The sequence below is a fragment of the Streptomyces sp. YGL11-2 genome, from assembly GCF_050054615.1.
Taxonomy (GTDB): Bacteria; Actinomycetota; Actinomycetes; order Streptomycetales; family Streptomycetaceae; genus Streptomyces.
Map to the genome: position 1 here is coordinate 45423 of NZ_JBNHIN010000031.1, position 11467 is coordinate 56889.

At 73.5% G+C, this 11467-nt stretch carries 10 protein-coding genes and 1 pseudogene; 7 read left to right on the forward strand and 4 right to left on the reverse strand.

The window, feature by feature from the left end; genetic code table 11:
- Positions 1-126: 126 nt before the first annotated feature.
- A complete protein-coding gene (locus ACO1BR_RS29145) occupies positions 127-1413 on the reverse strand; it encodes an MFS transporter (RefSeq protein ID WP_426798087.1) in 1287 nt (428 codons plus the stop codon).
- Between the two features lie 157 nt (positions 1414-1570).
- Here ACO1BR_RS29145 and ACO1BR_RS29150 point away from each other — a divergent pair, with 157 nt between their 5' ends.
- The gene (locus ACO1BR_RS29150) at positions 1571-2152 is read left to right on the forward strand and encodes a CGNR zinc finger domain-containing protein (RefSeq protein ID WP_426798088.1); all 582 of its coding nucleotides are present in this window, start codon (positions 1571-1573) and stop codon (positions 2150-2152) included.
- Between the two features lie 100 nt (positions 2153-2252).
- Here ACO1BR_RS29150 and ACO1BR_RS29155 read toward each other — a convergent pair whose 3' ends face one another.
- A complete protein-coding gene (locus tag ACO1BR_RS29155; RefSeq protein WP_426798089.1) occupies positions 2253-2774 on the reverse strand; it encodes a TerD family protein in 522 nt (173 codons plus the stop codon).
- Positions 2775-3378: 604 nt separating this feature from the next.
- Between ACO1BR_RS29155 and ACO1BR_RS29160 the strand changes: the two genes are divergently transcribed.
- The gene (locus tag ACO1BR_RS29160) at positions 3379-3984 is read left to right on the forward strand and encodes a YdbC family protein (RefSeq protein WP_159507707.1); all 606 of its coding nucleotides are present in this window, start codon (positions 3379-3381) and stop codon (positions 3982-3984) included.
- A 50-nt stretch (positions 3985-4034) separates the two neighbouring features.
- On the opposite strand, the gene ACO1BR_RS29165 is transcribed toward ACO1BR_RS29160, so the two are convergent.
- Complete coding sequence (locus ACO1BR_RS29165) at positions 4035-4781, reverse strand: TetR/AcrR family transcriptional regulator C-terminal ligand-binding domain-containing protein (RefSeq protein ID WP_426798090.1); 747 nt, start codon at positions 4779-4781, stop codon at positions 4035-4037.
- A 117-nt stretch (positions 4782-4898) separates the two neighbouring features.
- On the opposite strand from ACO1BR_RS29165, the gene ACO1BR_RS29170 reads away from it, so the two are divergent.
- The 5 genes from ACO1BR_RS29170 to ACO1BR_RS29190 all read left to right on the forward strand — a co-directional run bounded on the left by ACO1BR_RS29170 (position 4899) and on the right by ACO1BR_RS29190 (position 10083).
- Positions 4899-6518: an ABC-F family ATP-binding cassette domain-containing protein gene (locus ACO1BR_RS29170; protein WP_426798091.1), complete on the forward strand. Its 1620-nt coding sequence runs from the start codon at positions 4899-4901 to the stop codon at positions 6516-6518.
- A gap of 266 nt (positions 6519-6784) precedes the next feature.
- A complete protein-coding gene (locus ACO1BR_RS29175; protein WP_426798092.1) occupies positions 6785-7444 on the forward strand; it encodes a histidine phosphatase family protein in 660 nt (219 codons plus the stop codon).
- A 10-nt stretch (positions 7445-7454) separates the two neighbouring features.
- A complete protein-coding gene (locus tag ACO1BR_RS29180; RefSeq protein WP_426798093.1) occupies positions 7455-8363 on the forward strand; it encodes an ADP-ribosylglycohydrolase family protein in 909 nt (302 codons plus the stop codon).
- A gap of 301 nt (positions 8364-8664) precedes the next feature.
- Entirely contained in the window at positions 8665-9366 is a 702-nt protein-coding gene (locus tag ACO1BR_RS29185) for a ribonuclease HII (RefSeq protein ID WP_426798094.1), read from the forward strand.
- A 66-nt stretch (positions 9367-9432) separates the two neighbouring features.
- On the forward strand, positions 9433-10083 hold the full coding sequence (locus ACO1BR_RS29190) for a hypothetical protein (RefSeq protein ID WP_426798095.1): 651 nt from the start codon (positions 9433-9435) through the stop codon (positions 10081-10083).
- Between the two features lie 590 nt (positions 10084-10673).
- On the opposite strand, the pseudogene ACO1BR_RS29195 reads toward ACO1BR_RS29190, so the two are convergent.
- Positions 10674-11199 (reverse strand): annotated as a pseudogene (locus ACO1BR_RS29195) (hypothetical protein); the annotation flags it as partial.
- Positions 11200-11467 lie beyond the last annotated feature (268 nt).

An 11467-nucleotide genomic window follows, 5' to 3' on the forward strand; every position in this document is an offset into this window, starting at 1 on the left:
ATCTTTCGTCCGTGATGCGGCTGGCGAGGTGCGGTGGCCGATATGGCGGGCGGGGGCGAACCGGCCAGGCCACCGCGCTGTCGTGGGCTCCCCACCGCCTGCGCCGGAGCAGGCCGCCGGAGACGGCTATCGGGCCGCGCGGGACCGCGACTCCGGGAGCCGGTCCGCCGCACCAGGGGAGTGGCGAGTGGCCGACCGGCCGCGCGCATGGAGCAGCGCGCCGGCGAGCTGGAGGGCGGCAATGGCCAGCAGCAGTGCGGGCGGTGGTAGTGGCGCGGCCAGTCCGGCGAGGGCCGCCCCGCAGGCCGCCGCCGTGATCTTCAGGCCCGCCCCCAGGGTGAAGACCTGGGCCCGTACGCGCGCCGGTGCGTGATCCGCCCGGATCCGCAGCGTCGCGGTCAGGAGCGGACCGTCGAAGAGCCCCGCGAGGACGAACAGCGCCACGATGGCCGGCGGCGCCGGGATGAGGGCGGCGGCGCCCAGTGCCAGCCCGGTGCCCAACAGGGCGACGGTGGCCTGGTGTTGGACCGTAAGGCGCGGCTCCCGGCGGGCAACCGCCAGGGAGCCCGCGAGCGCCCCGACGGCGAACGCGGTCATCAGGGCGCCACCGCTCCCCGGGCCGCCCCGATAGGCGGCGAGCAGCACCGTGGCGGTGGTCAGCCCGCCGATCCCGACGAATGCCAGACAGGTCGCCGCGGTGATCGCCCGCAGCTCGGGGATGTGCCGTACGGCCGCGAGGCCCGCCGCCAGATCGGACCGCAGCGTGGTCGGCGCGGCGGGCGGGACCGGCGCCGGGGACGCTTCCGCGGGACACGTGCCGGGAAGTGCTCCGGGAAGCGCGCGCCGGTAGGGGAGCGCGGTGGCCAGTACCGCGGCAGTGGCTGCCGCTCCGGCCAGCAGCCACGTCGCGGGTCCCGGCGCGGTCAGCCCGGCGATGACGCTGACGACCGCGGGCCCGGCCACCGATGCGGCGTTGTAGACCGCCGCGTCCCGTGCGTAGGCGCGGTCGCGCGAGGCGCCCGCCGGGACCAGGCCGGCGATCAGCCCCGACAGCCCGCCGGAGACCACCGGACCGCAGCAGCCGCCGATGAGGGCTGCGGTCAGGGTGACGGGGGCGGGGGCGCGACCCGTGAGCAGTGCCAGTGCGGCGATGGCCGCGGCGAAACCGCCCAGCGCGCCAGCGTAGAAGATCCGGGGCCTTCGCATCCGGGCGGCGACGGCGCCCACCAGGGGAGCGGCGAGGGCGTGCGGTGCCATCCAGGCGGTGAGGGTGTACGCCCCCTGAGCCGCGCTTCCGGTACGGGCGAGAGCCAGCAGCACCACGGCCACGCCGGCGCCTTCCTCGGCGAGCCGCGCGAGGAAGGCGGTGGCCGGATAGAGCCGTAATCCGGTGGGGAGTTGGGGTGTGCGCACGGCGATTCCTCCACGGGCGGGCGGGAAACGGGCGGCGAGCGTCGGGCAGGTGTAACGTGTTAGCCGTATAAGACGCTACACCCGAGCCGGACCACGTCGCCGGCGCGAGGATCATCCGAGCGGTCACCGGGACTCGGCAGCAGGGAGAGGGGGCGACATGACCGGGATCAGTGGCGCCGCACAGCACGGCTTCCGGTCCATGGACCGGCTGATCGACCTGGCGAACGCGGTGCGCGCCGCTCCCGGCCTGCCGCGTACGGCCCTCGCCGAACTCCTCGCGCGCCATGGAGAAAGCTCGGACGACCTCACCGACTCGGCGTTCTCGCAGCACGACGCCGATGCCCTGCGCGGCGCCGCGGCCCGTATCGCGCACCTCCTCGCGGAGACCGACATCGACCGGGCCGCGCTCGCCATCAACGCGCTGCTGGCCGAGTGCGGCGCCCGTCCGCATCTCTCCCGGCACGGCGGCCACCCTTGGCACCTCCACGTGGACCGGGGCGATGACGCGAGCTGGGCCGACTGGTTCCTGGCCTCAAGTGCCCTGGCGCTGGCCCAGGTTCTGACCGAATACGGCCGCATCCCCTGGGGCGTATGTGCCGCGTCCGGCTGCCGAACCCTCTATTCGGGCACCGGCCCCGGAAGTGCCCGCCGCTACTGCTCGGCCACCTGCGCCTCCAGGGAACGGGTCGCGGCGCACCGCCGCCGCAAGCGGCAGGAGACCGCGGGGAAAGAAACGTGAGAGCGGGAGCGGCCGAAGGAGAGGGAGGGGAAGTGGCCGGCCGCCGCCTCCCCTCCGTACGGGCGCATTTCCGTTGCCAACGGCGCCCGTCAGCCGGTCATCAGCCGCCCATGAGCCCGGCGAAGGTGTCCGGGTCGGCGTCGAACCCGCGCATGACGGGCTGGAACCGCCATTCGCCCGCCGCGTCCCGGGAGAATTCGGCGACCGCCGCCGCGGTGGCCTCCGCGACTTCGGCGAGGTCGTTCTCGGCCAGCTGGTGGTATCCCTCGCGCACCACGACGACGGTGTTCGCCACCTCGCCGAAGACCTTCCGGCCGTCGGTCTGCTGTATGAGAACGCCCACCACCACGCGGGAGTAGCTTTCGGACAGCCGGTTCAGTTCCAGCGTCATGACCTCGTCGGCGCCGAATCCCTGGCCGGTCCGGCTGTCACGGTTGAGGGTGATGGTTCCGTCGGGCGACCGGCTGTCGAAGTGCACCAGATATGCCGGCTCGCCGTGCGGCGCGTCCGCCGGGTACGTCGCCGCGATGATGTCGAGGTCGTTGTCCGGCTCACCGAGGGGGCTGGGGTCCCACCCGAGCGCTACCTCGACCTTGTCGATGCCTTTGTTGAGCGTGCTCACCGGGCTCCCCTTCCGTCAGCTCCCATGGCGCAGCTCACCCGCGTGCAGGCGGGCAACTCCCCAGGATTTCCCCGTGTTTGCCATGGTGCCACGCAGGGGCGTCCGGCGGACGAGGCGAACTCCGCCTGTGGAAACCCGTGACGAACGGTGCCGCCGCCCGGCAACCGCGGACCGGTCGACGGGAATTCACGCGGTGTGATCCCCGTGGAGGGCGGGAACCGCTCCATCGCACCGGTGAGGGCTGTGCGCGGCTCCGTGGAGTCGGCCGGGTATCTGCGGATGACCGGTGAGCGGCTCGGTACCCGGCGGGACGGGCGGTGTTCCTGGACGGGCATCGGCCGGTCCTGGCCCCGGTGTGCGCCGCCCCGCCCGCGGTGGCGGCGCCCACAGGGGTGGTGAACGGGCTCCCGTATGGCGTGCGGCTGAATCGAGCGCTCCTGCTGGTCAGGCGTTCCTCCCGGGAGGATTTGTGCCGGAAGCCGCGAGGGAGGAGCGAGGGGGCAGGGCGCGCCGCCCCTATTGCTCCGCGCCCGTAAGGCAGTTCGGGGAGGTCGCCGTGTGACGCGCAGCTATTCGGCGTGCCCGTGGGCCGTACGATGGCGCGGTGCTGGTCAAGTGGATTCGCCTCACCGTCGTGGACCGTCGAGGGTTCGAGCGGGGGCAGCGGAAATGGGCGGGGCTGCTGGGGGAGCCAGGGTTCCGAGGACAGGCCGGAGGGTGGAGCCGGGGGCGTCCGGGCGTGGCGCATCTGGTCGCCTTCTGGGAGAGCCGGGCGTTCTATGACTCCTTCATGGCGCGTTCCCACGACCGGCTGGCCGCCTCCCAGGTCGGCACCTACAAGGACAGCCAAGTTCGGCTGTTCGAGCACGAATTCGACGTAAAGGTCGGTTTCCGGCCGGCGTTCGGCGACGCGGACGTGCTGCGGCTGGCGCACTGCCAGGTGCGCCAGGAGCGGGTGGACCACTTCGTCCTCATGCAGGAGAAGGTCTGGAACCCGGCGATGGCCGGTTCGCCGGGCATGCTGCGGGGGATGGTCGGCCGGGCCCCCGGCGAGGAATTCCTGGTCCTGTCGATGTGGCAGTCCGCGGCCGAGCGCGGGAAGTACCGGCCGGAGCGGGTGGAACGGCTGGCGCTGCGGGCCCAGATAGCCGCGGACGTACGCGCGATCGCGGGCGATGTGGTGCAGCTCGAACCGTCCTGGACGGTGTGAGCGCTTCGCCGGCCGTCGTGCCGCGGAGGTGAACGGCGCGGCCGGTGCGGTCAGGTGGCGGCGCCGGGGGAGTTGTCGCCCGAGGCCGCCGCGGCCGGCCGTTCCGTGGTGAAGACGCCCGCGCGGGCGGCGGCCAGGGTTGCCGCCGCGGCCTGGTCGGCGAGTGCCGTGTCGACCGGCTCCCGGCTGATGAACAACCGGAAGAACAGCGGCGCGGAGACCGACCGGACCAGTGCCCCGGCGTCGATGGCGGCCCCCTCGGGGGAGCCGGGGAGGGGCTCCGGTCCGGTCAGCTCCCCGCGGTGGACGGCGCGCTCCACGATGGTCTCGCAGCGCGCGAACCGCTCGGTGTAGTAGGCGCGCAGCGCCGCGGCGGCCCGTTCCGACTGGAAGGCGGCTGCGATGAACGCGGACCCCGACGCGGCCGCTGCCGGGTCGGCGAACGAGGTGACGACCTCGTGCGCGAGCGCCCGCAGGTCGCCCTCGAAGGAGCCGGTGTCGGGCGCGGTCCAGGTGTCCTCGCCCGCCAGGTCCAGGGCGTCGGCCACCAGTCCCTCGACGTCGCCCCAGCGGCGGTAGAGCGTCGTCTTGTGCACGCCGGAGTGCTCGGCGACGTATTCGACGGTCAGTCCGGGATAGCCGTGCTCGGTGAGGCCGGTCAGGACGGCGTCGCGGACGGCGGCCCGGGTGCGGGCGGTGCGGCCGCCGGGACGCCGGGTGCCAGGGGTGGGTGCGGTCGCGGGTGTGCCGCCGCCGGGTGCCGCTCCGGCCTGCTTCTTCTCGTCCTCGCCAGACAATTGCAACTCCTGTTGCATTAGATGGTCTCCCGTGTCATCATCAGCGTAACGCAACGCTAGTTGCATTTGCTGGCTCCGGGGGTGCCCGGAGTGCCGCGGCATCACCTGGAGGTTCGCTTGCCCACCCAGATCTCGTTGCACGACGTCACCAAGTCCTATGCCGACCGACTGCTGCTCGACGGTGTCGCCCTGTCGATACGTCCTGGTGACCGCGTCGGGATCGTGGGAGAGAACGGGGCCGGCAAGTCCACGCTGCTCCGCATCATCGCGGGCATCGAGCAGCCCGACGAAGGCCGCGCCGTGCTCAGCGCCGACGGCGGTGTCGGCTACCTCGGACAGACCCCCGACCTCCCCCCGGACCACACTGTCCGGGACGCGATCGACGCGGCCCTGACCGAGCTCAGAGCCATCGAACGCCGGCTGCGCTCCCTGGAGTCCGACCTGGGCGGCGCCGGGACCGGCAGGCTCGACGAGTACGGAGACCTGCTCACCCTCTTCGAACTGCGCGGCGGCTACGAAGCCGATGCCCGCGTCGCCAAGGCCCTGCACGGCCTGGGCCTGGAGGCGCTGGACCACGACCGGCGGCTCGGCAGCCTCTCCGGGGGCGAGCAGGGCCGGCTGGGTCTCGCCTGCCTCATCGCCGCATCACCGGAGGTCATGCTCCTCGACGAACCGACCAACCACCTCGACGCGACCGCCCTCGACTGGCTGGAAGACGCCCTGCTCGCCCACCGCGGCACGGTCCTGGCCGTCTCCCACGACCGGCTCTTCCTCCAGCGCATCGCCACCACGATCGTCGAGGTCGACGCCGACCGCCGCGACCTCGCCCGCTACGGCGAGGGCTACGGCACCTTCATCGCCACCAAAGCCGCCGCCCGCCGCCGCTGGGAGCAGGACCACGCCCGGTGGCGCGACGAGATCGACCGACTCACCGAGTACGCGGCGGGCACGGCACACGGCGTCGCCCAGGGACGGCTCATGAAGGACAACAACAAAATGGCCTACGACCGGGACAGGGGCCGCGTCCAGGCATCCGTCTCCACCAGGGTGCGCAACGCCCAGGAGCGATTGCGCCGGCTCCGCGAGGAGCCGGTCCCCAGACCTCCCGAGCCGCTCCGCTTCCGCGCGGCGCCCGGCGTCGGCGAGGCCGAGGGCACCCTCGTCCAGCTCGACGGGGTGCGGGTCGGCGACCGGCTCGCGGTGGACTCGCTCACCGTGGGCGCCGGCGAGCGGCTGCTGGTCCACGGCGCCAACGGCGCGGGCAAGTCCACACTGCTGCGCGTCCTGGCGGGCGTCACCGAACCGGAGCGCGGCACGGTCGTCCGCCGAGGACGCATCGGGTTCCTCGCCCAGGAGATACCGGTCTCCCGCCCCGCCGAGCCGCTGCTGACCACCTTCGGCCGGGGCCTGGCCGGTGACGCTGAAGAACGGGCCGCCCTTCTGCTGTCCTACGGCCTGTTCCGGGAGCGCGATCTGCAGGTGCCGGTAGGGGCACTCTCCGCCGGCCAGCGCCGCCGCCTCGCGCTGGCTCGCCTGCTCGCCCGTCCAGCGGATCTGCTGCTGCTCGACGAGCCGACGAACCATCTGGCCCTCGCCCTGGTCGAGGAACTGGAGGAAGCCTTGGCGCAATGGCCCGGCGCCCTGGTCGTCGTCTCCCACGACCGCCTGCTGCGCCGTCGCTTCGCGGGCCGCCCGTACGAGATACGCGACGGCCGCCCGGTCCTCGTCCCCTGCTGACCGCCCGCACCGAATCCACCGGCGGCGGGCTGCGCGCAACGGCGGACGCAGCAGCGCCCGGGGCAGCGGCCCCGCGGACCGCGAGACGGAGAGGCGGAGGGCGGACGGCCGGAAGGGCCGTGGAAGTACCCGGAAGGGCCACGGAAGTACGAAGCACACGGAATGCGCGGAGAGGAGCGTCGTGCGATCAGGACGGCACCGGAGACGAGGGCCCGGCAGGGAGGCCGGATGCGGCATGTACAGGGCAGCGGATTTAGGCTGGCGGCATGGCCCGGCCCCGACGCATTGTCCTCGTCCGCCACGGAGAGTCCGAGGGCAACGTCGACGACACCATCTACGAGCGCGAGCCCGACCACGCGCTCTCCCTGACCGAGACCGGTATGCGGCAGGCCGAGGAAGCCGGCGTGCAGCTGCGCGAGATGTTCGGCCACGAACGGGTCTCCGCCTATGTGTCGCCGTACCGCCGCACCCACCAGACCTTCCGGCTCCTCGGCCTGGACCCCGGCAGGGTCCGCGTCCGCGAGGAGCCCCGGCTGCGCGAGCAGGACTGGGGAAACTGGCAGGACCGCGACGACGTACGCCTCCAGAAGGCATACCGCGACGCCTACGGCCACTTCTTCTACCGCTTCGCCCAAGGGGAGTCCGGCGCGGACGTCTATGACCGGGTCGGGGCGTTCCTGGAGAGCCTGTGGCGCAGCTTCGAGGACCCCCGCCACCCACCCAACGTCCTGATCGTCACGCACGGCCTCACCATGCGCCTGTTCTGCATGCGCTGGTTCCACTGGACGGTCGCGGAGTTCGAGTCGCTGTCCAATCCGGGCAACGCGGAATGGCGCACCCTGCTCCTCGGCCTGGAAGGCCGCTACTCCCTCGATCGCCCCTTCGACCGCTGGTGTGAACCCGAGCCTTATGGCGTCACCGGTTAGAGTGCCACCGATGACCGCCGACCGTCGTGACGCCGACCGCTGGGCGCGGGCTCTGGCGAGCCTGCGCGGACTCGCCGTGGGTGACGCCCTCGGATCGCAGTTCTTCGTCCCCGCCCACTACCCCGCCCTCAAGCACCGCGAGCTGCCCCCTGCCCCCTGGCGGTGGACCGACGACACCGAGATGGCCTGCTCCGTCCTGGCCGTGCTCGCCACCCACCACCGCATCGACCAGGATGCGCTGGCCCGCTCCTTCGCCGACCACCACGACGTCGACCGCAACTACGGCCCGGCCGTCGACCGCATGCTCCGGCTGATCCGCGAGGGCGAGGACTGGCGCGAGCTGGCGTCCGGTCTCTTCAACGGCCGCGGCTCCTGGGGCAATGGCGCCGCCATGCGCATCGCCCCCCTCGGCGCCTGGTACGCCGATGACCCGGAGCAGGCCACCCACCAGGCGGAGATCTCCGCCTACACCACCCACCAGCATCGCGAGGCCGTCGTCGGCGCGATGGCCGTGGCCGCCGCGGCAGCCCTGGTCGCCGACCCGGCGCGCGCCCTCGGCCCCGGTGAACTGCTCGACGGCGTCCTCGCCCTGATCCCGCGCAGCGCCGTACAAGCCGGCCTGCGCCGGGCCCGCGACATGCTCGACTACGCCGACCCCGGCACCGTCGCCGCCGTCCTGGGGTGCGGCCGCCGCACCAGCGCCCATGACACCGTGCCGTTCACCCTCTGGGCCGCGGCACGGAACCTCGGCGACTACGAGAAGGCGTTCTGGACCACCGTCCGGGCCGGCGGCGACGTCGACACCACCTGCGCCATCGTCGGCGGCATCATCGCGGCGTCCCCCGGCGGCGCCCCGCCCCAGGCATGGCGCGACGGCACCGAACCCCTCCCGTCCTGGGCGCCCGGCTCCGCCGCCTGACCACACCCCCGCGCCCCGGCGCCCCGGCGCGCCCGCACCGTCCGCCCGCGACATGGCCACCACCCGTCCGCGCGCGCCCGCCCACGCCGCCAACAGCCCCCGTGGAAGGGCGACTTCAGTTCTGCGCGGGCGCCTGCCCGTGCCCGTGCCGGCGCCTGCGCCGCCCCGTCCGCGCCCGCCGCGTATACCCGCCGGTAAGTGCGCGGAGCCGCCCCGTCCGCGCCCCCGCCGCAACCGACCGCCATCAGGTCGGGATCCGATGCGGACGACTGGGCCGAATAGGCGTAACCTGGCTGGCGCCATGCCGTACGAGCCTCCCACCCATACCGTCGAGCGATCACTGCGCGCCAAGACGGGCGCCAAGATCGTCGCAGGGATCGACGAGGTCGGGCGCGGAGCCTGGGCCGGTCCGGTCAGCGTCTGCGCAGCCGTCACCGGACTGCGCCGGCCGCCGGATGGACTCACCGATTCCAAACTGCTGACCCACAAGCGCCGCACCGAACTCAGCGAGGTGCTCGCCGACTGGGTCACCTCGTACGCCCTGGGGCACTCCTCGCCGGAGGAGATCGACGCCCTGGGGATGACCGCGGCGCTGCGGCTCGCCGCCGTACGTGCCCTGGAGGCGCTGCCGGTCCGACCGGACGCGATCATCCTCGACGGCAAGCACGACTACCTGGGTGCGCCGTGGCGGGTCCGCACGGTCATCAAGGGCGACCAGTCCTGTGTCGCGGTCGCCGCCGCGTCCGTGATCGCCAAGGTGCGGCGGGACGCGCTGATGGCCGAACTGGGCCTGGAATACGCCGACTTCGACTTCGCGGCCAACGCCGGCTATCCCTCGCCGACCCATCGCATCGCCCTGGAGGAGTACGGTCCCACGCCGCACCACCGACTGTCGTGGTCCTACATGGACGCACTGCCCCGGTGGCGGCATCTGAAGAAGGTGCGCATCACCCCCGAAGCAGCCGCTCTGGAAGCCGGTGGCCAACTCGGCTTCGACTTCTGAGCGGTGCGGGCATGAATTCGGTACCCACTGACGCGTCCCGCACTTACGTTTGATAGACATCCTTTTATGCCTCTCATCCCCGAGGAGCCTCAGATTCACGAGAGTGTCCCGGGTCCCCGCGCTACTCCGGCCGCCGGCCGCACCGCGCCGACCCCCCGTCCTGTCCCTGGTCCCGGTCCCCGCCCCGCCCCGCCGCGTGGCGCTCCGGCGTCCAGTGCCCGTCCGGGCAAGCCCGGACCCGCTGCCCCGCCGCGTGGGCCTGTCGCCGCTCCGCCGGCGCAGCGCACCGGCCCGCCGCAGCCCCCCGCCGCCCAGACCGATACCGCCACGGGAGCCCAGCTCCAGCTGATCCCGGCGCCCGCCGGGGGCGCCGTCGACGCCGCGGACGAGGCCGTCGACCTGCTCCTGGACTCCGGGCGCGCACCGGGCGAGATCCTGGTGCTGACCACCGGCGAGAACCACCCGTGGGCGGCCCACGAACTGTCCTTCGGCGAGGCGTCCTACTGGGCCCAACACGACGCCGCGGACGACGTGTTCTACGCGGACGCCTCCGCCGAACGCGCTGCCGGGCGGCCCGTGGTGGTCGTCGCCGTCAACGGTGGTACGGACGAGACCGCCGCACGGGTGCTGCCCGCCGCGATGGCCCGTGCCGGAACGCTGCTGATCGTCTGCGGTGACGCGCAGCGGATCAACACCGCTCTCGGCGCGAACGCCTGACCGCCGCGGCTCGACGCAGCCCGCCGGCCTCAGAGGCCGGCGGGGCTCGTTCGCCTGCCCGGACGCTTCCGGGCAGGCGCGCGCCGGGAATCCGCGGCGGCCGGGCCGCGCTGGTCAGCGCGCCGCCGTGTGCCGGTGCGCCCCGGCCGGGCTGCCTCCGGCCCGGCGCGGCGCCCCGCGGCCACCGCTGCGCGGCTGCTCGGGCAGCGGCACGGTAGGCGCCTGAGGGGCGGTGCGCTGCGGGGACGCGGCGGCCGTGCCGGGCGCCCGAAGCCGTGCGGCGGGCAGCGCCTCCGGCGCGCCCGGCGTCTCCATCGGCGGCGCGACGGCCCCGGGGGGCGCAGGCGGTGCGTCCGTCAACGGTGCCGCTGTACCGGGCGATTGCGTACGGGCTGCCGCCGTTTCGGGCGGTGCTGTGCGCCGCGGGTCCGTGTGCGGCGTCGCCTCAGGCCCCGGCAACGGCTCGCCACCAGGTGCATCCGGTTCGGTAGGGCGCACTGCCGTGCCGTCGGCGCCGCTGGCCGCGCTTGCGGTAGCGCCCCGCATGCCCATCCGCGCCCCGTCCGGATCGCTCCGGGGCTGCTCCGCGGCGGACGCCCGTGGGCGCCGTCCGCCCCGCCCCTCGCCCAGCACCTGCCAGCGGTCCCGCGTGAGCGTGATGTAGGCCCCGCAACGGAGTCCGTGCAGCGTGCAGGCATCGCGCAGCCCCCACATCCACGCACCGTCCGCCTCCGTCCAACGAGGCTCGCCCGCACGGCAGTAGAGCAGCACCGCCGTCCGCACCGGGACGCGCAGCCGCAGGTCGTGCGGGATGATCCGGCGCAGCTGCGTCAGCAGCGCATTGCGGAACTCCCAGCCGTCGGGAGCCACCGCGGGCTGGGTGAACGACGCGCTGGCGATGACCCGCTCCTGGGGGTCGAGCACCGCCACAACGGCCGTGGCGAGCCCCGGGAGGTGCCGTGCGTGCAGACCGGTGACCACCTCACGAGGATTGCGCAGCAGCGGAATTCCGGCCGAGGCCCACTCCGCGGGCTCCAGCATCCGCCCTAGCCGGGCAGCGGAATCGGTGGACGGGGGCCGGGACACATACGGGGGCTGGGCGAATCCGAAGGTCATCGTCCTCCCTTCGTCGACGCGTCCGCGCTTCGGGTGGTGGCCCGGCACGCGAGCGCACCGCGACAAGGCCCATCCGCACCGCGAACGGCCGGATACGGGGAGCCACTTCAATTCTCGCGGTTCGTACAGGCATGCGGCAACGAGCAATTCCCCCGCGCGGCCGGAATGAACCGGTCCGCCGCCCGTATCCCTGCCCGCCGCACCCGCCTCTGATACCCGCCGCCTCCCTTCCTTCTCTCCAGGCCCCGGCCCGTACGGCGCCCATGGC

Excerpts from the sequence above, each read along its gene's own strand:
- ACO1BR_RS29150 (WP_426798088.1), top strand. The coding sequence starts at position 1,571 with ATGACCGGGATCAGTGGCGCCGCACAGCACGGCTTCCGGTCCATGGAC.
- ACO1BR_RS29175 (WP_426798092.1), top strand. The coding sequence starts at position 6,785 with ATGGCCCGGCCCCGACGCATTGTCCTCGTCCGCCACGGAGAGTCCGAG.
- ACO1BR_RS29180 (WP_426798093.1), top strand. The coding sequence starts at position 7,455 with ATGACCGCCGACCGTCGTGACGCCGACCGCTGGGCGCGGGCTCTGGCG.
- ACO1BR_RS29185 (WP_426798094.1), top strand. The coding sequence starts at position 8,665 with ATGCCGTACGAGCCTCCCACCCATACCGTCGAGCGATCACTGCGCGCC.
- ACO1BR_RS29190 (WP_426798095.1), top strand. The coding sequence starts at position 9,433 with ATGCCTCTCATCCCCGAGGAGCCTCAGATTCACGAGAGTGTCCCGGGT.